Annotated in this window: 19 protein-coding genes; 11 read left to right on the top strand and 8 right to left on the bottom strand. The window is 67.4% G+C overall.

Annotated elements, in window-relative coordinates; all coding sequences use genetic code 11:
- Positions 1-8: 8 nt before the first annotated feature.
- The 9 genes from QCE62_RS17260 (at position 9) to QCE62_RS17300 (ending at position 13,182) form a co-directional block, all read left to right on the top strand.
- Positions 9-1,283, top strand: a complete 1,275-nt coding sequence (locus QCE62_RS17260) for a cation:dicarboxylate symporter family transporter (RefSeq protein WP_309920808.1) — start codon at positions 9-11, stop codon at positions 1,281-1,283.
- Between the two features lie 20 nt (positions 1,284-1,303).
- Positions 1,304-2,005, top strand: coding sequence for an amino acid racemase (locus QCE62_RS17265; protein ID WP_309920811.1), 702 nt, complete (start codon positions 1,304-1,306; stop codon positions 2,003-2,005).
- Complete coding sequence (locus QCE62_RS17270) at positions 2,002-3,426, top strand: cation:dicarboxylate symporter family transporter (RefSeq protein ID WP_309920814.1); 1,425 nt, start codon at positions 2,002-2,004, stop codon at positions 3,424-3,426. Before QCE62_RS17265 ends, QCE62_RS17270 begins: the two co-directional genes overlap by 4 nt.
- Positions 3,423-3,884: a hypothetical protein gene (locus QCE62_RS17275; protein WP_309920817.1), complete on the top strand. Its 462-nt coding sequence runs from the start codon at positions 3,423-3,425 to the stop codon at positions 3,882-3,884. Before QCE62_RS17270 ends, QCE62_RS17275 begins: the two co-directional genes overlap by 4 nt.
- Entirely contained in the window at positions 3,881-5,215 is a 1,335-nt protein-coding gene (gene tssK / locus QCE62_RS17280; protein ID WP_309920820.1) for a type VI secretion system baseplate subunit TssK, read from the top strand. Before QCE62_RS17275 ends, tssK begins: the two co-directional genes overlap by 4 nt.
- A 49-nt stretch (positions 5,216-5,264) precedes the next feature.
- On the top strand, positions 5,265-6,017 hold the full coding sequence (locus tag QCE62_RS17285; protein WP_309920822.1) for a DotU family type IV/VI secretion system protein: 753 nt from the start codon (positions 5,265-5,267) through the stop codon (positions 6,015-6,017).
- Positions 6,018-6,072: 55 nt separating this feature from the next.
- Entirely contained in the window at positions 6,073-10,200 is a 4,128-nt protein-coding gene (locus QCE62_RS17290; RefSeq protein ID WP_309920825.1) for a type VI secretion protein IcmF/TssM N-terminal domain-containing protein, read from the top strand.
- Positions 10,197-11,342 carry a type VI secretion system protein TssA gene (gene tssA / locus QCE62_RS17295; RefSeq protein WP_309920828.1) on the top strand — a complete coding sequence of 382 codons (1,146 nt, stop codon included), beginning with the start codon at positions 10,197-10,199 and terminating at the stop codon, positions 11,340-11,342. The genes QCE62_RS17290 and tssA overlap by 4 nt, the downstream gene beginning before the upstream one ends.
- A 91-nt stretch (positions 11,343-11,433) precedes the next feature.
- Positions 11,434-13,182 carry a hypothetical protein gene (locus QCE62_RS17300; protein WP_309920831.1) on the top strand — a complete coding sequence of 583 codons (1,749 nt, stop codon included), beginning with the start codon at positions 11,434-11,436 and terminating at the stop codon, positions 13,180-13,182.
- Between the two features lie 35 nt (positions 13,183-13,217).
- On the opposite strand, the gene QCE62_RS17305 is transcribed toward QCE62_RS17300, so the two are convergent.
- From QCE62_RS17305 to QCE62_RS17325, 5 genes are all read right to left on the bottom strand, one after another.
- Positions 13,218-13,481: a hypothetical protein gene (locus QCE62_RS17305; protein WP_309920833.1), complete on the bottom strand. Its 264-nt coding sequence runs from the start codon at positions 13,479-13,481 to the stop codon at positions 13,218-13,220.
- Between the two features lie 89 nt (positions 13,482-13,570).
- Positions 13,571-14,365, bottom strand: a complete 795-nt coding sequence (locus QCE62_RS17310) for an ABC transporter substrate-binding protein (RefSeq protein ID WP_309920836.1) — start codon at positions 14,363-14,365, stop codon at positions 13,571-13,573.
- 49 nt (positions 14,366-14,414) lie between these two features.
- Positions 14,415-15,875: an NAD(P)/FAD-dependent oxidoreductase gene (locus QCE62_RS17315; protein ID WP_309920839.1), complete on the bottom strand. Its 1,461-nt coding sequence runs from the start codon at positions 15,873-15,875 to the stop codon at positions 14,415-14,417.
- Complete coding sequence (locus tag QCE62_RS17320) at positions 15,872-16,132, bottom strand: (2Fe-2S)-binding protein (protein ID WP_309922862.1); 261 nt, start codon at positions 16,130-16,132, stop codon at positions 15,872-15,874. The genes QCE62_RS17315 and QCE62_RS17320 overlap by 4 nt, the downstream gene beginning before the upstream one ends.
- A 25-nt stretch (positions 16,133-16,157) precedes the next feature.
- Complete coding sequence (locus QCE62_RS17325; protein WP_309920843.1) at positions 16,158-17,303, bottom strand: FAD-dependent oxidoreductase; 1,146 nt, start codon at positions 17,301-17,303, stop codon at positions 16,158-16,160.
- 102 nt (positions 17,304-17,405) lie between these two features.
- On the opposite strand from QCE62_RS17325, the gene QCE62_RS17330 reads away from it, so the two are divergent.
- On the top strand, positions 17,406-18,314 hold the full coding sequence (locus QCE62_RS17330) for a LysR substrate-binding domain-containing protein (RefSeq protein WP_309920845.1): 909 nt from the start codon (positions 17,406-17,408) through the stop codon (positions 18,312-18,314).
- A 12-nt stretch (positions 18,315-18,326) separates the two neighbouring features.
- Here the strand turns inward: QCE62_RS17330 and QCE62_RS17335 are convergent, their stop codons facing one another.
- The 3 genes from QCE62_RS17335 to QCE62_RS17345 form a co-directional block, all read right to left on the bottom strand.
- Complete coding sequence (locus QCE62_RS17335; protein ID WP_309920847.1) at positions 18,327-19,652, bottom strand: MFS transporter; 1,326 nt, start codon at positions 19,650-19,652, stop codon at positions 18,327-18,329.
- A gap of 71 nt (positions 19,653-19,723) precedes the next feature.
- Positions 19,724-20,704 (bottom strand): 4-hydroxythreonine-4-phosphate dehydrogenase PdxA, encoded by a 981-nt coding sequence (locus QCE62_RS17340; RefSeq protein ID WP_309920852.1) that lies wholly within the window; start codon positions 20,702-20,704, stop codon positions 19,724-19,726.
- 96 nt (positions 20,705-20,800) lie between these two features.
- A complete protein-coding gene (locus QCE62_RS17345; protein WP_309920855.1) occupies positions 20,801-21,730 on the bottom strand; it encodes a LysR family transcriptional regulator in 930 nt (309 codons plus the stop codon).
- A gap of 165 nt (positions 21,731-21,895) precedes the next feature.
- Between QCE62_RS17345 and QCE62_RS17350 the strand changes: the two genes are divergently transcribed.
- Positions 21,896-22,960 (top strand): tartrate dehydrogenase, encoded by a 1,065-nt coding sequence (locus QCE62_RS17350; RefSeq protein ID WP_309920859.1) that lies wholly within the window; start codon positions 21,896-21,898, stop codon positions 22,958-22,960.
- The last annotated feature ends 21 nt before the right edge of the window (positions 22,961-22,981 follow it).

The following is a 22,981-nucleotide window of genomic DNA, read 5'->3' on the forward strand; positions in this document are numbered from 1 at the left end:
AGAAAGCCATGAATTCCAGCAGGATCTATGCATTCGTACTCAACCCGTGGGTGGTGATCGGCAGCCTGGCGCTCGGCGGCACGTTCGGTCTGCTGATGCCCGCCGAAGCACAGAAGCTCGGCCTGCTCGGCGACATCTATGTCGATCTGCTCAAGATGACCACGCTGCCCTTCATGATCTCGGCGGTGATCTTCAGCCTGCAGCGCCTGTTCCGCGACGGCGGCACCTCGCGCCTGCTGGTGCGCGTGCTGACGGTGTTCCTCGGCGCGTCGGCGACGGTCGCCGCGGTGGGCGCCATCGTGCTGCTGGTCATGCATCCGGGCGCGAACATTTCGACGGCGACGATGCAGACCTTCGGCCTGATGGTGGGCAGCGACAGCTCGTCGAGCGACACGGTCATGAACCTCTACGGCGCCGACCTGCCGCAGAAGACGCTGAGCCTGGCCGACGTGCTGTCGAGCCTCGTGCCGACCAACATCTTCGCGGCGCTCGCCAGCGGCGACGCACTCAAGGCGCTGGTGTTCGCGCTGCTGTTCGGCCTCGCGGTGGGCCGTGTGCCGGAGCGCATTTCGGTGGGCCTGAGCCAGTCGCTCGAAACCGTCTATCACGCGTGCCAGAAGCTGATGCACTGGCTCAGCTATCCGCTGCCGCTGATCCTGTTCTGCATGAGCGCGACGCAACTCGGCAAGTCGGGCGTCGGCCCGCTGCACGCGATGCTGCAATTCGTGATCGCGTTCGTCATCGCGACGGCGCTGCTGATCGTGCTGGCCGCCGCGATCATCTGGAAGCGTTCGAATCACAGCCTCGGCAAGACCCTCGACGCACTGCGCGCCCCGTTCGCGCTGGCGCTCGCCACGCGCAACAGCGCCGCCTGCATGCCGAGCATGATCGAGAGCCTCGTCGATGACCTGGGCTTCGCGCGCTCGCGTGTCGAGCTGCTCGTGCCGCTGACCATTTCGCTGCTGCGCGTCGGCCCGATGGTGTACTACGTGTGCGCGACGCTGTTCATCGCGCAGTTGTACGGGCATTCGCTCGGCGTGGTCGAGATCGTGACGGTGCTGCTCGCGTCGGTACTGGCGGGCTTCGCATCGGCGGGCATGACGGGTCTCGTCACGGTGTCGCTGGTCGGCATGACCTGCTCGTATCTGCAACTGCCGTTCGAAGCCGCGTTCATCCTGTTCCTCGCCGTCGATCCGATCTGCGACATGCTGCGCACGCTGGTGCTGGTGATCGGCAACGCGGCGGCGGTTTCGGTGATCTGCCCGCGTCCGCTGAAGATCTAGGAATCGAGGAGCCCACCGTCATGGCACTGATCGGCATTCTCGGCGGCATGGGACCGCTCGCCACGGTCGACTTCATGGACAAGGTCGTGCGGCTCACGCAGGCAAGCCGCGACCAGGACCATCTGCCGATGATCGTCGCGAACCTGCCGCACATCGACGACCGGTCGAGCGCGATCATCGACAACGGCGCCGATCCGCTGCCGGCGCTGCTCGACGGCATCGACCTGCTGAACCGCAACGGCGTGGGCCTGATCGCGATTCCGTGCAACTCGGCGCATCACTGGTACGAGCCGATGCGCGCGCGCAGCGCCGCGCCGGTGCTGCACATCGCGCAGACCTGCGTGGCGGCGGTGCCGCGCACGGCCCGCCGCGTGGCGCTGCTGGCGACCGGCGGCGCGCTCGTGTCGGGCTTCTACCAGCAGGCGCTGACCGAGCTCGACATCGAACCCGTCGTGCCGGACGCAGCCATGCAGCCGCTGGTGCGCGACTGCATCCGCGAAGTGAAGGCCGGCGATCTCGATGCCGCCGCCGCGCATCTCGAAGCCGCGCTGACGCTGCTCGCGGAACAGGGCATCGGCACGGCGCTGATGGCCTGCACCGAGATTCCGCTGGCGGCCCGGCGCATCGGGAAGCCGCCGGTCACGCTGATCGACAGCACGCTGGAACTCGCGCGCGCCACCGTCCGTTACGCGTGCGAACGCGGCTGGAACCGCCCGCAATGAAGGCACTGCATACGCTCTCGCAAAGCACGCTCGGGCTCATCGTGTGTATCGCGGTGGGCGCGCTGTGCGGCGTCTTTGCGGAGCCGGCCGGCGCGGCGGCGTATTTCGTCGGCCAGATGTATCTCGCGGTGGTGAACATGGCGGCGATTCCGCTGCTCGTCGTCGCGACCTTCTTCGGGCTGCGCCAGGTAATCGCGCTGCCGCGTCCGCGTACCCGCATCGGCATGATGCTGCTGGTCGCGTTCGGTCTCGTGGTGCTGGGCAGCGTGGCGGGCACGCTGATCGGCGTGATGGCCGGCCCGGGTCAGGACCTGTCCGCCACAGCGCGCGCGCAACTCGGCCGCCTCGTGCTGCAAAGCGCCAGCAGCGCCGAGGACGTGCAGGTCGCGCTGTTCGACCACGGCGCGGCGGCCGCAGCGGGTGCGAGCTTCGTCGGCGTCGGCGACATCTTTCCGGACAACTTCTATCGCGTGCTCGCGCAGGGTCATTCGCTCGGCATCTTCACCGCGACCATCCTGTTCGGCCTCGCGTTCGCGGCGCTGTCGCGCGAACAGACCGGCACGCTGAGCAGCGTGTTTGAAGGCGTGTATCGCGCGCTCGAAACCATCATTGCGCGCGCCAATCTGCTGCTGCCGGTGCTCGCGTTCGGCGTCGCCGCGCATCTGGTGGCGAACACCGAAGCCGCGACGCTCCACGCGATGAGCAGCTTCCTCGTGTGCTTCGGTCTGGCCTCGTGCGCGCTCGGCGGACTGGCGCTCGTGACCATCGCGGTGCGCGCCGGCCAGCCCTTCATGCAGGTGCTGAGCCAGCTGAAGGCGCCGCTGCTGGTCGGCCTCACGTCGGGCAGCGCGACCGCGCCGATCCCGCACACCATCGAAGCGCTCAGCCAGCGGCTGGGTTTCTCGCGCGGCGTCGTGGAACTGGTCGTGCCGTTCGGCTCCGTGTTCGTGCGCGCCGGCGCCGCGCTGTATTACGCGCTCGCCGCCGTGTTCGTCGCGAACCTCTACAACCGGCCGCTCGGCGCGGGCGAGATCCTGATCGTCTGCGCGGCGTCGGTGATCGCCGCGCTGGTGTCGGCGGGACAGGGCGGCGTGGCGTCGGTGGGCTACATGGGCATCGTCCTGTCGATGCTGCACCTGCCGGTGGAAGCGGCCGGCGTGCTGTTCGTGACGCTCGACCTCATCTGCGAAGGGCCGCGCAATGCGCTGAGCCTGCTGTCGGCGTGCATGGTGATCGCGCTGGTGTCGGCGGGCCTGCCTTCGGAGCGCCATGCGGCGGTCGAGGCGACGGGCGGCGTGGCGCGCCTCGATACGACACTGCGCTTCACGTTCACGCGCGGCCAGCTCGCGCTCGCGACCGGCTGCCTGATGACGGTGGCCTCGCTGATCGTGCTGCTGGGAATTGGAGTGGGAGCAAGATGAAGAAGGTGAATCTGATCGTGATGCTGCTGCTGGCGGCCGCGCTTTCGGGCTGCGGCGCGCTGGGCTTGTCGGGCGAAAAGGCGAAGTGGTCGGAAGTCACGCTCGACGCGAGCGACGACATCAACAACAACAGCCCGGTCGCGGTGGACATCGTGCTCGTCAGCGACGAGGCGATGCTCGCGCGCATCGCGGAACTGCCCGCGTCGAAGTGGTTCGCGGGCCGCGAGGATCTCGCGCGCACCTTCCCGAAGGCGCTGCGCTACAAAAGCTGGGAGATCGTGCCGGGCTTTCGCATCGAGGTGAACGGCGAGACGTTTGCGGGGCCGCGCGTCGCGGGCGCATTCGTGTTCGCGAACTATCGGGATCCGGGCGCGCATCGCGTGCGGATCGAGCGCTTCAGCGGCCGCATGGTCGTGCAGCTGAATGCCAACAACCTTATCGTGACGGATTCGAAATGATGCATGACCGCACGCCGGCGGTGACCGAGCGTATCGAGTGGTACGAGGGCATGCTGCTCTCGCCGCAGCATTTCCAGCAGATGGCTGCGCGCGTCGATACGCTCGTCGCGTGGCAGACGCTCGCCGCCGCGCCGTTCAGCTGGGGCGTGCGCAAACTGAGATTCGATCAGGGCCTGCTGCCCGCGGGCCTGCTGCGCGTGCTCGAACTCGACGCGATCCTGCCCGACGGCACCGCCGTCACCTACGACGCGCAGCACAGCGACGGCGCGCGCCTCGAACTTTCGCTGGAGCCGTTCGCGGAGCAGCTGTCGAACGGGCCGCTGGACTTCTACCTGACGCTGCCGGGTGCAGGCGCGATGCGCCGCGCCGCGCAGGTGCGCCGCTTCCGTTCGACCTCCGGCGAGCCGGTGGACGACCAGGTCTCCGATGCCCCGCCCGCCGATATCCCGCGCCTCGTGCCGAACCTCGCGCTCTCGGCAGGTGACGTGCCTTCCGCGATGCACGTGTGGCTGCGCCTCGGCTCGCTCTACAAGGACAATGAAGTCGTGCATCTCGGCGAGCATCAGCCGCCGCTGCTCGAAATCGCCCGCGACAATCCGCTGTGGACGAGCGTTGCATCGCTGCTGGGTCAGTTGCGCGGCAAGGCCGCCTTCGTCGCGCGTCAGACGGCGAATCCTTCGTCGAAGGTCGATGACCGTCTGACACAGCTCGAACTGAAGGACCGCCTGCGCAGCCTGATGAGCGCGCTGCCGCTCGCGGAAGCCGTGTTGCGCACGCCGCATCTGCATCCGCTCGGGCTGTATCACGCGCTCGCGGCGCTCAACGGCTCGCTCGCGACGCTCAAGCCCGGCGGCCTGCCGCCCGCGCCGCCCGACTACGATCACGCCGATCCTCTGGGCGTCTTCACGCCGCTCCTGCGCTCGCTGCGCGAATCGATGTCCGAAGTGAACGAGGAATATCGCGAGCACAAGTTCGAGTTCCGTCATGGCGCGTTCGAACTGACGCTCGATCCGGACTGGATCGGCGAGCGGCTCGTCGTGGGCCTGCGCGGCCAGTCGGATCGCGACCTGCTCGCGTGGATGGACGGCGCGGTGATCGGCTCGCAGTCGGTGTATGCGTCGCTGCGCAGCCGGCGTGTGCTCGGCGCGGCTCGACGCGGGATCGACTATGCCGAGGATCTCGGCTTGCGCTCGGGCTCGGGCTATCTGCTGTTCGAGCTGATGGCGGAGCCGGCGCTGGTGCTCGCCAGCGAACTGCTCGTGATCGGCAACCCGAATGAAGGCGCGAGCGCGCAGCGCCCGCAGGAAATGCTGCTGTTCGTGAAGGGCTGACGCGCAGCGCATCCACATAGATGAAAGCAGAGACGAAAGCAGGTTAAGCATGGCACGCAACCGACCCGAACCCGAAGAAGACGACGTCGTCACGGAGCAGTTCCGTACCTTTCTCGATGAACTCGTGAAGGCTCAGGCGCGCCTCTCCGAACTGCCCGACGCCGATCCGGACCTCGCCGCGCAAGGCATGAGCCGGCACCTGATCAATCTGCTCGAAATCCAGACGCTGCAATCGCGCCGCGACACGACGCGCTTCGAGATGGAGACGGTGTCGGACGCGCGCTATCTGAAGGCCGTCCTCGCCGACGAACTGCTGCTCAACACCCCGTGGGCCGGGCAGGAGCGCTGGACCGCGTATCTGCTCGAATCGACGCTGTTCCGCACCAATGTTGCGGGCGACCTGGTGTTTCGCCGTATCGAGCAATTGCTGTCGGATCGTGAGCCGTCGCGCCGCAATATCGCGCGGCTGTATCTGTTCACGCTGGCGATGGGCTTCCAGGGCCGTTTTCGCGGCACCGATGCCGCCGCGCGCCTGCGCAGCTATCGCGAGGAACTGTATGAGTTCGTGTATCAGCGCCGCGCGGATCTCGGCGGGCGCGACCGCGTGCTGTCCGAGGCCGCGTATGCGAACACGCTGTCGCACGTCGCGCCGCGCAAGCTGCCGACCGTGAGCCGCTGGGCCGTGATTTTCATGCTGGCGGCGGTGTCGCTGCTCGCGGTGTCGGAATTGTTGTGGCTGTGGCAGTCGTGGCCCGTGCGCGAAGCGCTGCATGCCGATCCGGTCGCGGGAGTGAGCCAATGAAGCGCCTGATTTCCCCGATGAACACGGCGCGCCGCGCGCAGCAAGGAGCGCGGCCATGCTGACGAGCAATCTCTTTCTGCTGTCGATCGGCGTGCTCACGCTGGTCGTGCTGGCCGTGCTCGGCGCGGTGGTCTACTTCGCGCTGCATGGTTCGCATGCGAAGCCGCAGGCCGAGCGCAAGATCGTGCGGCTGCGCTCGGATTCGCTGCGCAGCGCGTTCCGGCAGGCGGTCGAACTGATCGAGGGCAATATCGCCACGCGCGCGGAACGCTACAACATTCCGTGGGTGATGATCCTCAACGAAGGCGACGATCCGCGTCCGCTGCCGATCGCGCAGGCGGGCGTGGCGAGCGTGCTCGGCGCGGATGCGTCGAGTCTCGCGGCTACCGACGGCATCTCGTGGCACTTCTTCGATCGCGGCATCGTCGTGGATATCAAGGCGGCCTATCTCGGCTCGCCGGATGACGACGAAGGCAAGCCGTGGGACGAGTTCCTGAGCCTGTGCCGGAATTATCGGCCGCAGCGTCCGTTCGATTCGGTGGTCATCACGGTGCCCGCAGCAACCCTGCTCGCCGACGACACCGATGCGCGCCTCGAACTCGTGCGCCACGCGAAGCTTGCGCATCGCCGTTTGTGGCTCGCGCAGAACCGCTTCGCGATGCGTTTCGCGGTGTATGTCGTGGTGACCGGTTGCGATGCGCTGCCGGGTTTCGCGACCTTCGCGCGCGCGTTGCCGGAGCCGCTGCGCGCCAGCATGCTCGGCTGGTCGTCGCCTTACGATCTCTCGACCACGTATCAGCCCGGCTGGGTCGATACCGCGATGAACAGCGTGATGCGTTCGGTGTCGGATGCGAGCGCGGAACTGTTCGCGCTCGATCCCGCGCATCTGGATGCACGCCAGTTCCTGCAACTGCCTTCGCGCATCGACGCCATGCGTGCGCAGCTTCAGTCCTACGTGGATGAACTGCTGCGCGCGAGCGCGTACCATGAGCCGTTCTTCTTCCGCGGCATCTACCTGACCGGCGATGCGAGCGAGTTCGCGCAGTGGAGCGTGGCTCAGGACGCCATGACCGCCGCACCGGAAGCATTGCCGGGAGACGAAGCGCCCGAAGCAGAACACGAACTCGGCGATGGCCGCCGCGAACCGAACGCGCACATCAACGACCTGATGTTGCAGCCCGCGTTCCTGCGCGATCTGTTCGAAAAGAAGATCTTCTCCGAGTACGGCCTCACGCGTCCTTCGCGGTCGCAGCATCTGACGCGGCCGGTGCTCAATCGCGCGCTGCGCTGGGGCGGCGTGGCGCTGCTGGGCGGCTGGGGCATCGGACTGGTAGTGGCGACGGCGCAGCTGAGTCATCGCAACGGCGAACTTGTCGCGGCGCTCGGTTCGCTGCATCGCGATGCGGCCGAGCGTGCCGCCGCCGCGCAGCAAGGCCAGGACATGCCCGCCGACTGGTACCGGCGCAAGGCGCTCGGCCTGATCGCGCTGAATCAGAACATCAAGACCGGCACGGGGTGGACCGTGTTCATGCCGGGCTCGTGGGCCTTCATCGACGATCTCAACGCGCGCGTGAAAGAGCGCTTCGAGCGTGAGTTCGGCGAGATTGCGGTGGCCGCGCTCGAACGCCAGATGGTCGCGCGCGTCAGCACGCTGACCGGCGTGGGACGCGACCCGAGCACGGGGCAACTGATCATCGGCGACGACTGCGCCGCGCCCGCCGGCGCGCGCAGCGATGCGCTCGCGCCCGCGAGCCTCGCCATCGACGATCTGCCCCAGATGCGCGCGCTTCAGCTGTACGTGAACAACGTCGATCAGTTCGACGCCGCGCTGCAGGCGCTGCAACGCTTGCAGCAGCCCTCGTCGGGCAACGCCGACGCGCTGCGGCTCGTCGTGCGCTATGCGCTCGGCGCGGAGTTGCAGGGCAGCGTCGCGGACAGCGTGCCGTACTTTCATCGCGCCCGTGCGGGCCGCGACGGCGTGGCGAGCACGGATGCGGGCGTCGACGTGAATGCGGTGCGCCAGGCGTTCCGCTGCACCCTCGACAAGGGCGCGCAGCAACTCGACAACGGCCTGTTCGCGAACAATCCGCTGCTCACGGCGGAACGCGGCATCAGCGAGCATCTGAATGGACTCGGCATGGCCGATGGCAACGCCGGCGACATCACGCGTATCGCGGCGGGCTATCGCGCGGTGGTGGCGGGCGTCGATACGCAGCGCGAACTGCTGGCCTCGGGCAAGGGCGGCTGGCTGCATCAGGCGCAGTTCATGCCGGGCGCGGTGTATGACCGCACGCTCTCGCGTATCGCGCAGAACCGCCTGCTCGGCGCCGATCTCGCGAACCAGATGCGCCAGCGCGACGACACCGGCTTCCAGGCCTTCCGCAGCGAACTGGCGCTGCGTTTCGGCGGCGCGGACAGCGGCGTGGTCTGGTCGGACAAGGACGCGCGCTACACGGTGTCGCCGGGCCGCGCTGCGCTGCGCGATGCGTTGTCGAACCTGCTGAACCAGCCGTTCATGATCGCGCCGCGCGACCGCGAACTGCCGACGCTCGTCGATGGCACCGCGATCGTCTGGGACCGCACGCAGCTCGATCAGGCGCTCGCGCTCGGCGACATGCGCAAGCGCTTCCTGACCGATGGCCTCGTGAACCTGCCGGCGACGGCGCGTCCCGCTGTCGAGACGGCGCTCGACCAGCAGTTTGCGCGCTTGCTGATTGCGCAGACGGCGTCGGCGGCGAACATCGGTCCCGCAGCGCCGCTGAGCGATGCCGACACCGCCGCCTTCGACGCGGCGCGCGCGCGGATCGCGCGCATCGGCGCGTTGCTGACGGAGCTCGGCGCGAGCGCGCAGATCGACGAACTGAATTCGCTCGTGTCCGACGATGCGATGCAGCACCTTCAGCGGGTCGACGAGGGGCTCTCGCAATCCGAGCTGTACGCGACGCGTCAGGACCTGCCGGACACCGCGCACAGCACGCGTGCGCCGATTCTAGCGGCCTTCGGCGTCAACGATGCGGCCGGTCTCGCGCCGTATCTGGATCAGCAGGCGCAGCGCGCATTGGCGCTCGGCAAGCAGGCCGCGACCTATCTCGCCGCGCTCGATAGCGCCGATGCCGCTTCGCCGCTCGCGCAGCGCTGGCAGGCCATCGAACGCGATCTCGAACGCTATCGGCTCAAGAACCCGAACAGCAGCCTCCTGCGTCTGGAGCAATTTGCTTTGTCGGTGGCGGCGGATCCGAATGGCGCGGGCTGCATGTCGAAGTTCTCGGGCCGCGTGTCGAGCGGCGGCGGCGACGATTACTTCGCGACCCTGCATGCGCGTCTCTATGACCGTCTGCTGGCGCGCTGCCGCTCGGGCTACGTGTTCGACCTGCGGCAGGAATGGGGCAATTTCGCGAGCGCGTTCAACGAGAGCGTCGCGGGCCGCCTGCCGTTCGAGAGCGCCAGCATGCAGCCGGTGGCGGCGCGCGCGAACGCGGCCACGCCGACCGTCGCGGACTTCGGCGAACTGGGGCAGGTGCTGAAGCGTTATGACGCCGTGTCGGAGACCTTCCATGCCTCGGGCTCCACGGCGTCGCTGACCAACAACAAGGTGCGCCAGTTCATCGACAACTTCGATCAGGTGAAGACGCTGCTCGCGCCGCTCTATCCGTCCGACGACGGCGCACCCAACGGCTATGACCTGAACGTCGAGTTCCGCGTGAACCGCAATGCCGAAGTGGCCGGCAACCAGATGATCGACTGGACGCTCACGACCGGCTCGCAAAGCCTGTCGATGAACGACACGCCGCGCACGCTGCACTGGGACTTCGGCACGCCGGTCGTGCTCACGGTGCACTTCGCGAAGGACTCGCCGCTGGCCGCCGCCGCCGATCCGCAGCAACGCGGCTACAGCACCGATGGCCGCACGCTGACCTGGCAGTTCAACGATCCGTGGGCGCTGATCTCGTTCGTGAACCGTGAGCGCGTGGCGGATGCGGGGCCGCGCGGCGATCGCATGTCGCAACTGCTGCGCCTCGAATTCCCGTTGAGCACGGCCAACCCGGCCGATCTTTCGCTGTTGCCGAAGCAGGCGCGCGGGCGCCTCTTCATGCGCGTCACGCTGATGCCCGCGGGCAAGAAGACGCCGCTGCCGTGGCCCGGCAGCTTCCCGGTTCGGGCACCCGAATGGAGCGCACTATGAAACAGGCCTATCCGATGGAAACCGTAGCGACGGTCGTGATCGACTTCGACGCGCTGCTCGAACCGGTCAGCAACGACGACGACAACCACGGCGCGGGTGTGTCGCTGCGCTATGACCCGGTGTATCAGCAGATCCGCGATGCGCGCCGTCACGACGACGCCACGCTGCCGATGGGCGAATGGGAACGGCCGCTCGTCAAGGCGGACTGGAAGCGCGTCGCGGCGCTGTGCTCCGAGGCGCTCGCCACCCGCAGCAAGGACTTCCAGCTGGCGGCGTGGCTGTGCGAGGCGTGGACGCGGATGCATCGCGTCGAAGGGTTGATCGCGGGCACGCGGCTGATGATTGCGCTTGCCGACCGCTACTGGCCGCACGCATGGCCCGAACTCGAACCCGGCGACGCCGACGCGCGCACTGCGCCGTTCGCGTGGCTCAACGAAGCCTTGCCGCTCGTGCTCACCGTGCATCTGCCGCTGCTGATGATCGAGGATCGCGAGCCGGAGTACGTGAACCTCGACGAATGGCAGCACGTCATCACGTCGCAGGCGGGCGAGGGCGCCACGCTCACGCGCGATCTGCTCGACAAGCACGTGCGCCGCGCCGGCAACCTCGCGGCGCTGGTGTCGCTGCATCAGCAGGTAGAGACCGCGCAGGCCGTGTGGCGTACCTTCAGCGCGCGGCTCGACGAGCGGCTGGGACACGACGCGCCGCATCTGGGGCGCGTCGCGGACACGCTCGGACGCGTGCTGCAAGCGGTGACGAGCCTGCTCGGCGACAACGCGCGGCCGGCGCCGGCCGAGCCGATCCATGTCGGCGCTGCACTCGCCCACACTCAATTTGCCTCGCAGGAGCACGCCATGGACACCGTGTTGCACGAACTCCCGACGACGCCCGTTGCTCCCGCGATGCCGCTGAGCGTGGCGGGCGCCGTCCCGCTCTCGCGCGTGGAAAGCCGCGCGCATGCGTATCAGTTGCTCGAACTCGTGGCGGACTATCTCGCCGAGCAGGAACCGCACAGCCCGACGCCCTTCCTGTTGTGGCGCGCGGTGGCCTGGGGCAAGATGCCGCTGCCCGAACTGATGCGTGAAGTCGTGCGCAGCGAAGGCGACATGGCCCGTTATCTGTCGATGCTCGGCATCGAATGACGCTGGTTCGCTCCATGGGTTCGCTCCATGGGTTCGCTCCATGGGTTCGCTCCATCACCAAGACAACAATCATTGACCAACGGGTCCTGTCATGAACATGCCTGCCAGCTTTCCGAGGATTTCGTCGCTCACGCCCACGCTGGGCGCCTTGCCGAGCCCCGACGAATGGATCAAGAAGACTTCGCTGACGTTCTCGAAACGTAGTTCGTCTACGCTCGCCATGGACGAGTGCTACAAGGCGTTCTACGCGCAGGTCAACAAGTCGCCGGATCAGGAACGCTACGCGGCGCACCTGCTCTACAACCAGATGAAGGTCTATCTGCGCGAGAAGCATGGAATGTGGAGCAAGTGCGAGCGCAACAAGGCCAGCAAGGGCTTCATGGCGGATCTCTTCAAGGCGCTGGAGAAGAGCGTGGCGGTGGCGCCGTCGGTCGGACATGCGGCGGCGCTGGCCAAGATCGATAGCGAAGAGATTCCGCATGCGCGCTTCGGCGTGCTGTACCTGCTCTCCAACATCTCGGTCGAACTGAGCGCGGCGAACTACGCGAGCATGGCGTTTGAAGGCCTGAGCGTGGCGGGCACGGCGGTTTCGCTTGGCACGACCTTCGACATCTCAAAGAACGATCCGACCAAGCTGTCTGGCGACAGCGGCAACGCCATTTTCAGCGCGACCGGCAACAAGATGACCTCGAAGTCGGTCGGGATGGGCAAGCTGCCGAGCCAGAATGCATCGACGTTCATCAGCGCAGGCGGCGGGGCGCTCGGTCTCGGCAAGACGATTGCATCGACGGACGGCACCAACCAGAAGGACGACAGGGTGCTCGGCGCAGCGTTCAGACCCGACACGCCGTTCAAGCTTGCCGAGCAGTGGCAGAAGTTCAAGCAATGGGTGTACAACAAGATCGTCGGCGTCATCGAGACCCTGCGCACCAAGATGCTGGCGGACGGCGACTGGCCCGCGTCGCTGGCCGGCAGCGCGATCAAGGCGCTGATCGAGAAGGCGGTCGTGGCGATCTGCCAGGCGTCCGCGCCGTATGTCGGCTCGGGCATCGAGATCTTCACCGGGCTCGCCAAGACCTTCGCGGCCGTGGCCCAGAAGTTCTCCATGGTGTCCTTGCGCAAGAAGTTCGAATTGCGCGAAGGACATCCGGCCGAACTCGCACGCGCCATCGAAGAAGAGATGGAGATGGATATCGGCGCGGGCGTCAAGGACGTGCTGAAGGGCGTGGGCGGCCTGTCGGCGCAGATCTTCCTGCCGGGCGCGGGCGCGCTCGTCAGCGCGGTGATGACGGCGATCGAATGGCTGGTCAAGACCATCATGCGTCTGGCGGAAGCGCATCGTATCGGCGATTTCCTGAAGCTCGCGCGGCAGATGTACGACCGCGAGCCGCGTCAGAACTATCAGACGGGCAACTTCGCGCCGGCGGCCAAGGACCGTGGCGGCCTCGTGCATGACACGGCGCGCTTCACCGAGTTCTTCAAGGAGGGCTGCAAGGCCAGCGCGATCATCCCGATGCTCACGCTGAACACCGGCATCTGCGGCAGCCTGATGACGATGATCCGCATGGTGAACGATCTCGGCGATACCTCGCAGCGCAGCTATGACGCGGGTACGGACTACTTTTCCGCGTTGAAGCACTACGCGGCGAAGTACATGCGCGATTCCGGCTTCTCGTTCAAGGCGCGCGAGCGCAAGGAAGTGATCCTGCACACGAGCGATGAAACCACGAAGCAGAAGGCGGCCATCAAGAGCGTGCAGGGACTGTTGAATCACGCGCTCAATTCGCACCAGGTCATGTCGGACTGGAAGACGAAGGTGGGGGCGGCGGTGCTGGCCTGAGCGTTGAACGAGCCCGCGCGGCAGGGGCGTTCGCGCTACGCGAAGCGCCTCGCCGAGAACCGTTCCAGCAGCGCGGGGCGTTCCCCTGCGATCAGTTGCGCCGACCACGGCCCGCCCGCGAGCACCACGCGGTCCGCGGGGATGCCGCGCCCATCCGCCGTACCGATCTCGATGCCGCGCACGCTTGCGTTAAGCGTGGCAATCTCCATGCGGGCGCAACGTCTTGCTTCGATCAACGGCCGCGCCAGCGCCTGCACGAAGCCTTGCGGATCGCACCGATGACGCGCGGACGGAAACACGACTGCTCCTGGACTGATCGCGATCAGTCCATGTCAAGCAGGGCAGTGCGTCGGGCGTGATCGAAAATCGGCAAACCTGCGGGCGTGCCTCATTTCCCGTACATGTCGAAATCGAAGTACTTCGCCTCGATCTTGCGATACGTTCCATCCTTCAGGATCTGCGCGATCGCGCCGTTCAGCGCGTCCCGCAAGTCCGGGTCCGACTTGCGCACGCCGGCGGCGTCGCCGTCGCCCATGATCTTCGCGTCATACACCACGTCGCCCGCGAACGCGTAGCCCTTGCCCGCCGGCGTCGAAAGGAAGCCGAGCTGGCCCTGCACGGCGTCCATCAGCACCGCATCCACGCGTCCGGCCGTCAGGTCCGCGTAGGCCTGGTCATAGCTGGGGTACGCAACCACTTCGACGCCCGCCGCCGCCCACTTTTCACGCGCGTAGGTCTCCTGCACCGTGCTTTGCTCGACCGCGATGCGCTTGCCGGACAGCTTGGCCGCCTCGGGCAGCAGATGGTCGCTTGCCTTCGCGATCAGGCGTGTCTGGTTGCGATACAGCCGGTCCGTGAAATCGATTTGCTGGCGGCGCTTTTCGTTCGCCGCCATCGAGGAGAGGACCACGTCGAACTTGCGCGCCTGCAGACCGGGGATCAGGCCGTCGAAGCTGCTTTGCACCCACACGCACTGCGCCTTCAGCTGCGCGCACAGTGCATTGCCGAGGTCGATGTCGAAGCCCTGCACCTTGCCGTCCTTGGCGACGGATTCGAACGGCGGATAGGTCGGATCGACGCCGACGCGGATCGTCTTCCATTCCTTGGCCTGGGCCAGCGTGGCCGTGGCCATCAGGGCAAACGCGGCAGCGTTCAGCAAGGTCCGGGCGCGGGTAATTTTCATGTGGGCTCCGTGTGGGTGGTGTCGTTGATTGAATGTTCAGGCCGTGCGCTCAACTTGGGAATTCGCCGCGCGTGAAGTCTTCGTCGAGGGCGATGGAGTCGGCAATCTCGTCCACCGTGACCGGCTTGATCGGCGCGCGGATGCGGTAGTAGCCAACCTCGGCAACCGGACGCTCCTGCACTTGCGCGATCAGTTCGCCGACCGTCGTGCCGCACCAGCGGCCCTGGCACGGTCCCATGCCGCAGCGCGAGAATGCCTTCATCTGGTTCGGGCCCTGGCAGCCGAGCGCCGCGATGCCGCGCACTTCGCCCGCCGTGATTTCCTCGCAGCGGCACACGATCACGTCGTCGGCGGGACGGCGCAGCGCGGCGCGTGGCGTGTACAGCGCATCGAGCAACGGCCGCACGGCAAGGTGCCGCTTCAGCGCACGCAAGGCGGGGCGGCTGCGCGCATCGCGCGTCGGCGCGTCCAGCACGCCCAGTTCCCGCGCGATCTCCAGCGCTGCCAGCGTGCCCGCGAGCGCCGCCGCCTTCGCGCCGCCGATGCCCGCGCCATCGCCGGCAATCCAGACACGCTCGACGCTGCTGCGCCCGCGTGCATCGGTGCGCGGCCGCCAGCAGGCCGAGGCCGTATCCCATCGATGCTCGCAGCCGAGCGAGCGCGCCAGTTGTGTGGAAGGAATCACGCCCTGATGCAGCAGCACGAGCGATGTGTCGATGGCACGCGGCACGCCATGTTCGTCGACGAAACGCACGCGCTCCGCATGAGCCTCGCCTTCGATGGACACCACGCGCGCGCCGCGATGCACCGGAATGCCCGCGCGCTTTACCGCGCGCATCATGCGGACGCCCTTGAGCAGATAGTCGGCGCCTGCGAGCGCGGGCAGGGCGTGCGGAAAGGCGGCGCGCCAGGCATCGCGCGGCGTGGTGTCGATGATGGCGCGCACCTGGCGTCCCGCGTTCAGCAACTGCGACGCGAAAAGCCACAGCAACGGTCCGCATCCGGCCAGCACCGCATCCCGCGACGGCGCGAGCCCCGACGACTTGAGCAGCGTCTGCGCCGCGCCGACGCCCATCACGCCGGGCAGGGTCCAGCCGCGCACCGGCCACGGACGCTCCTGCGCGCCGGTCGCGACCAGCACGGCGCGCGCCGCGATGTCCAGCGTGCCGCCGGCGTCGGCGCCGTGCGGCCGGCGCGTCAGCATGGCGACCGCGCGGCCGTCCTCGAAGGCAATCTGCCATACGGACGCACGCGACAGCAGCCTCGCGCCGCTGGCGTCGAAACGTTCGATCAGATCGCGCCCCGCCAGATAATCGTCGCCGAGCACGTGGGCGTCGGCGAGCGGCGAGTGCCCGAGGTTGCGGTAGATCTGCCCGCCCAGGGCTTCGCCCTCGTCGGCGACGATCACCTGGAGACCCGCCCGGCGCGCCTCGATGGCCGCCGCCATGCCCGCCGGTCCCGCGCCGACGATCAACAGGTCGCAGAGCGGCTGCGTCGACAGTTGCGTCATGCGAGCCTCGCCCGGCCGTCCATTGCGCGCACCCGCATGCCGTCACGCACGCGCGTCATGCAGGCCTGCACGTTCGGCACCCCGTCGATTTCGACGAGACAGTCGAAGCACACGCCCATCATGCAGAACGGGCCGCGTGGCGCGCCGCTGACCGGCGTGGTACGGCACGCGGCGAGACCGCTTTCGAGCAGCGCCGCCGCCACCGTGTAATGCGGCGGCACGCGCCGGAGCGTGCCGTCGAGGTCGACGGACACCATCGGCGTCGGCCCGGTGGTGAGGGATTCAAAGAGCGTGGACATCGGCGGAACTCGAAAAGCGCGTGGCGACAAAAGGGTGAATCAGCGCGGGCGGCGCACTGCCCGCGATCCATGGCGCGATGACGTCCGCGTGCGCGGCAGCCAGCGTCACCCCGCTGTGACAGATGGCGAGGAACGCGCCCGGATGCGCGCGCGATTCCTCGTAGACCGGCAGGCCATCGGGGGTCATGATGCGCAGCGCGCCCCACGCCCGCACGATGCGCGCGTGCGCAAGCAACGGAAACGCCGTGCGCGCGCGCCGCGCGATGTCGGCCATGACGGCGCGGGTCTGGCCGTCGTCGAACCCGACCGGTTCGGCGGAATCGCCCAGCAGGACCGAGCCTTCGGACGTCTGCCGCACGACCAGCGTCGGATAGTCGAGAAACGGCGCAAGCCGCTCGGTCACCATGATCTGTCCGCGCAAGGGCGTGATGGGCGCGTGCATGCCGACCATCGGCGCGAGGCGGCGGTTGTCGAGCCCGGCAGCGAGCACGACGCGTTCTGCTTCCAGCGTGCCGCCGGATGTATCGATCTCGAAGCGGTCCGCGCGCGGGCGGATCTCGCGCACTTCGTTGCGCGGCAGGTAAGTGCCGCCGAGCAGCGCAAAGCCCTGCTGCAGGGCGCGCAACGTGTAGAGCGGGCTGGCGTGGCCATCGTGGGGAGAGTAGAGCGCGCCCGCGAGCCGGTCCGACGCCGCCGGCACACGCGCCTTCAACGCGGCAGGGTCGAGCACCTCGTAAGTGAGTAACGGGTCCTGCGCGCGGATCGATTCGAGCAGGTTTGCACCTGCTTCGAGTTGCTCGGCGGTTTCACAAAGCTCGATGCCGCCAGGCCGCTCGAAGCCGGTATCGACGCCGGTCTCGCGCCGCAGTTGCGCCGCGAATGCACCCCAGCGTTCCGACGACTGGCGCGACCACTGCGCATAGGGCAGACAGCGACCGCCCTTGCCCTGCACCCAGACGAGCCCGAAGTTGCCGCGCGCCGCGCGATGAGCGGAGTCCGCGCCGTCGCAGACGGCCACGCGCTTGCCCGCGCGGGCGAGTCCGTAGGCGATCGCCATGCCCACGAGACCGCCGCCCGCCACGACGTGATCGAAGCGGCGCGCCGTGTTATGGACCGGTTTGTCCTGCATGAATGAGGTTTCCTGCCTGCTTTTACAGATCAAGGACGAACTCTGACGGCGGCAAAATACGCCGTCAAATGTCGATTTGTCCGTCACCTATAATCTAGTGTTATGACCTCCTCCGACCTCAAGATCCGCCAGATCGAAGCGTTCCGCGCCGTGATGCTGAGGCATACCGTGACGCGCGCCGCCGAATCGCTGCATATCTCGCAACCCGCCGTGAGCCGTCTCATTGCCGATCTCGAAGAACGCGTGGGCTTCGTGCTGTTCGAGCGTCAGCAGGGCCGGCTCGCGCCAACGGCCGAAGCGCGCGTGCTGTTCGAGGAAGTGGAGCGGGCGTTCGTCGGCATGGACCGGATCGCGCAGGCCGCGCAGCAGATTCGCGCCATGCGGCGCGGCTCCTTGCGCGTGGCGGGATCGCCCGCGGTGGCGCTGGACTTGTTGCCGGCCGTGATCGCGCGCTTCGTCGAGCGTTATCCGGGCATCGACGTGATCCTGCTCGCACATAGCGCCACGACGGTGGTGGAGAAGATCGCGTCGGGACAATGCGATGTCGGCTTGATCGCCGAGCCCATTCCGCATCCCGCCGTGAAAAGCGAGCGGCTCGGCAACGCCGTCATGCGCTGCATCGTGCCGCGCGGACATCGGCTGGCGCGGCGCGCGTCGCTTAAGCCGGACGACTTGCGCGGCGAACGTTTCGTGTCATTCCCGCAGAGCTTCGACGCACGCAGCGCCATCGACCGCGTGTTCGTGGAGGCAGGCGTGAGCCGCGACCTCGTGATCGAGGCGCAACTGTCGCAAGCGATCGTCGCGCTGGTGGCGAACGGCGCGGGCGTGGCGCTGATCGATCCGGTGACTGCCGCCTATGCCCGGCCGCGCGTGGCGGTGAAGCCCTTCACGCCTGCCGTGCCGGACCATTTCTACATCGTGACCAACGCCTCGCAACCGATTCCGGCCGTCGCGCATACCTTCTGCGATGCTGTCAGGGAGGCGTTCGGGCGGCTCATCGCCGACGGCTGAAGCCTTCAGCTTTCAGCCCGACCGCCCCACGACCGTAGCCGCATCTCCGCCGTCCAGCCCGTGCCGCTCGGAGGCATCGTCGATCGTGCGGTCCGGGTGAATCATGAGCGTCATCAACGCGCCCAGCAGCAGGAACAGCAGCGAGCCCACGAACGGCAGGCTCCAGTTGCCGGTGGCGTCGATCACCACGCCGAACACGACCGGCGAGATGATCGTCGCGAGCGCGGCGCCCGTGTTCAGCATGCCGCTCGCGGTGCCGGCGTGGAGCGGGGCGATGTCCATCGGCACGGCCCAGATCGGGCCCACCGTCAGTTCGAGCATGAAGAACGCGCCGGACAAACACGTGGTGGCCACCGTCAGGTCGCGGCTCAGCATCACCGGGATCATGAAGCCGAGCGCACCCAGCAGGCTGAACGCGATCACGCCCTGACGCGCCTTCCTGAGGCTGCCGGTGCGCTTGAGCACGCGGTCGCTGAGGAAGCCGCCGGTCACGTCGCCGACCACGCCCGCGAGAAACACGCCCGACGCGAAGATGGCCGACTCCTTCAGGTTGAGTCCATAGCCATGCAGGAAGAACAGCGGCACCCAGCTGAAGAACAGCGTGTTGCTCCATACCTGGCAGAAGTACACGAAGATGGTCGGCGACATGCGGCCGAAGATGCGCCGCCAGGGCGTCGCGGCGCGCGCCTGCGAAGGATCGGCGGCGGGCGGCAGCAGCGCCAGTTCGGCTTCGTTGATGCGCCGGTGCGCGCGCGGGTCGTCGCGGTAGTACCAGACCCACACGACGATCCAGATCGCCGTCAGCACGCCGACGATGACGAACGACAGGCGCCATGAATAGAGCGTGGCGAGCAGCGCGATAAGCGTCGGCGCGACGGCATTGCCGAGCCGCGACGACGAGTGCGTGATGCCCTGCACGAAGCCGCGGTCCTTCATCTGGAACCAGTTGGCGATGGCGCGCGCTTGCGCGGGCAACGCGGCGCCTTCGCCGATGCCGAGCAACAGACGCGCCGCGCACAGCGAGGCCAGTCCGCCGACCATGCCGGTGGCGATGGTCGCGACCACCCAGATCGCGCCGCAGACGAACAGCGTGCGGCGCGCGCCCATGCGGTCGGCGAGCCAGCCGCCGACTATCTGAAAGATCGCATACGTATAGCCGAACGCCGAGAACGCGACGCCGAGCGTGGTGTTTGACAAGCCCAGCTCGGCCTTGATCGGCCCGGCGGCCGCGGCGAGATTCACGCGGTCGAGATAAAGAATGAACGACATCGCGCAGAGCAGCGCGAGCACCACTTTCTGAACCTGCGTGCGCGGGGCGCGCAGCGATTGCGAAACCATGTCTCCTCCAGATGCGATGGCCGTGTCGGCGCGTGCGTGCGCCGCCGGCCCTTCTATTCACATTGCCTTGCTCAGGCGGTGGCGGCTTGCGTCGAGTGCGCCATGCGGCAGGCGAGATCGAACGCGCGCGCCATGGCGGTGCCGCTCGCGCGTCCCTGTCCGACGATGTCGTATGCGGTGCCGTGCGCGGGCGTCGTCACCGGGATCGGCAGGCCGCCTTCCACGGTCACGCCCACTTCGAAGCCGAGCAGCTTGGTCGCGATCTGCCCCTGGTCGTGATACATCGTGACGATGCCGTCGAGTTCGCCGGCGCGGGCGCGCAGGAAAATGGTGTCGGCGGGATAGGGGCCGGTGGAGGCACAGCCGCGTTCAGCGGCGAGGCGCATGCCCGGCTCGATGATGTCGGTCTCCTCGCTGCCGTAGTTGCCGTGATCGCCGTTATGCGGATTGAGGCCGCACACGCCGATGCGCGGTTGCGCAACGCCCGCCGCACGCAGCGCCGCCGTCAGCATGCCGATGGCGTCCGCCACCGCTTCCGGCGAAAGCCGCTCGGACACTTCGCGCAATGGAATGTGCGAAGTCACGCGCGCGGTCCACAGCGGGTCCAGCACGTTGAGTTCGCCGCACACGCCGCGATGGTCCAGCAGCTTCGCGAACCAGCGCATCTCGTCTTCTTCCTGCATGCCGCCGGCGCGCAGCGCGCTCTTGTTGAGCGGGCCGAAGCACACGGCATCGGCATGGCCTTCGGTGACGTGCTGCACGGCGAGCCGCAATGAATCGAGCATGAAGCGGCCGCTCGCCTCGCTGATGACGCCCGGCTCGAACACGGTGTCGCTGCCGGCCCACGGCAAGATTGTGAGCCAGTCGCTGGCCTGCGGAACCGGCACGTTCGCGGCGGCGGCGCCCCGGGCGAGGGCGTCGCGGTTGCCGATCAGCGTGACGTGGGCGCGCTGGCGCGTGGCGGGATCCGCCAGCAGACGCGCGATGATCTCCGCGCCGATACCGGCGGGGTCGCCGATGCTGAGCGCAATGCGTACGGGAGTTGAAGTCATGAAGCTCCGGCGATGACAGTGGGAACGCTCCGCTTCTTGCGAGCGGAAAGTCCTTACGTTAAGGACAAACACGCGCTCACGCCATCGCTCTTTGGCTTATGCAGGTTTCGCCTTTTGCGAAACCGGCTGCGCCAGCAGGTCCAGCACGGCGAGCGTCGAGGACGACAGTTCATCGGCGGGAAGATGGCACAGCAGCATCTGGCGCACCGGCCACGTGCCTTCGATCGGCAGGATGCGGAAGCGCTTCCCGTCGGCCAGCACGCGCGCCACGCCCAGCGGCATCACGCCGATGCCGACGCCCGCCGCGACCATCGCCGTCATGCTGTCGAAGCTGCCGACGCGAATGCGCATGTGCAAGGTCCGGTCCATCTGGCTGGCGAGACGGCTGAGCGCGATCGAGATGGCCGAGCCTACGGTAAGGCCGATCACGTCGCAGTCGAGCAGGTCGGCGGCGCGCACTTCGGTGTGCGCGGCGAGCGGATGATCGGCGGTGGTCAGCACGACCAGCCGGTCTTCGCGATACGGGCGCGTCGGCAGATCGAGCCGCCCGAGCGAGGCTTCATAGATGCCGATATCGACCGTGCCGCGCGTCAGCGCCTGCATCACGCCGTGACTGTTGGCTTCCTGCAAGTCGATGTCGATACCCGGATGCGCCGCATGGCAGCGCTGCACGTCCTCGGCGAGGAACTGCAAGACCGCCGACGTGCACGCCGCGATCTTCACGACGCCGCGCGCGCCTTGCCGGAACGCGGCGGCATCTTCATGCATGCGCTCGGCGGTGTGGATCATGCTGCGCGCGTGAGCCAGCAACGCACGGCCTGCGTCGGTGAGGGTCATGCCGTGCGGACGGCGCTCGAACAGCGCGACGCCGAGTTGCGTCTCCATTTCGCTGATGCGCCGTGAAGCGGCAGCGGGCGCCAGCGCGAGGCGCTCGGCGGCCTTGGTGATCGCGCCCAGTTCCGCGGTGGCCTCGAACAGGCGCAGCGTCTTCAGGTCGAACTGGATGCGGTCGGAGCGGCGCGTCATGGCTTGCCTGATGAAAGGAACGTGCCGATTCTAGCGCGGGCGCGCCCCGGCACCGTCAGCCGATTATTCACACTTCGTGCAGAATCACTTCACCGTTATGCGGTCGAAGCGCGGACGCGCGGCGACTAGAATGGCCACCATCGAACCATCAAGGAGACGAGCAGCATGAGCAAGTCCTATCGCATCGCCGTGATTCCGGGAGACGGCATCGGCGTGGAAGTGATGCCCGAAGCGCTGCGCGCGCTGGATGCCGTGAGCAAGCGTTTCGGCATTGCGCTGGAATACGAGCATATCGAATGGGCCAGTTGCGATTACTACGAAGCCCACGGCCAGATGATGCCCGACGACTGGAAGACGCAACTGCAAGCCTGCGACGCCATCCTGTTCGGCGCGGTGGGCTGGCCCGCGAAGGTGCCGGATCACATTTCGCTGTGGGGTTCGCTGCTCAAGTTCCGCCGCGAGTTCGACCAGTACATCAACCTGCGGCCCGCGCGCCTGTTCGAAGGCGTGCCTTCGCCGCTGGCGAAGCGCAAGGCCGGCGACATCGACTTCATGATCGTGCGGGAAAACACCGAGGGCGAGTATTCGTCGGTGGGCGGCGTGATGTATGAAGGCACGGAGCGCGAGTTCGTGTCGCAGACGTCCATCTTCACGCGCAAGGGCTCGGAACGCGTGCTCAAGTTCGCCTTCGACCTGGCGCAGAGCCGCGCGAAGAAAATCACCGTGGCCACCAAGAGCAACGGCATCTCGATCAGCATGCCGTGGTGGGACGCGCGTGCCGCCGAAGTGGCCGCGCAGTATCCGGACGTGACGTGGGACAAGCAGCACATCGACATCCTGTGCGCGCGCTTCGTGCTCAGCCCGGACCGCTTCGACGTGGTCGTCGCCACCAACTTGTTCGGCGACATTCTTTCGGACCTGGGTCCGGCCTGCACGGGCACGATCGGCATCGCGCCGTCGGCGAACATGAATCCGGAACGCGACTTCCCGTCGCTGTTCGAACCGGTCCATGGCTCGGCGCCGGATATCGCGGGCAAGGGCATCGCCAATCCGATTGCCATGATCTGGTCCGCCGCGATGATGCTCGAGTTTCTCGGCGAGCAGCAGGCGCACGACGCGATCCTCGCCGCCATCACCGACGTACTGAAGGACGGCCCGCATACCGGCGATCTCGGCGGCAAGGCCAGCACGAGCGAAGTGGGCGGCGCGGTGGTGGCGCGCCTCGGCTGAAGCGGATCATCGACAACGGGG

The sequence above is a fragment of the Caballeronia sp. LZ033 genome (genome assembly GCF_031451265.1).
GTDB lineage: Bacteria > Pseudomonadota > Gammaproteobacteria > Burkholderiales > Burkholderiaceae > Caballeronia.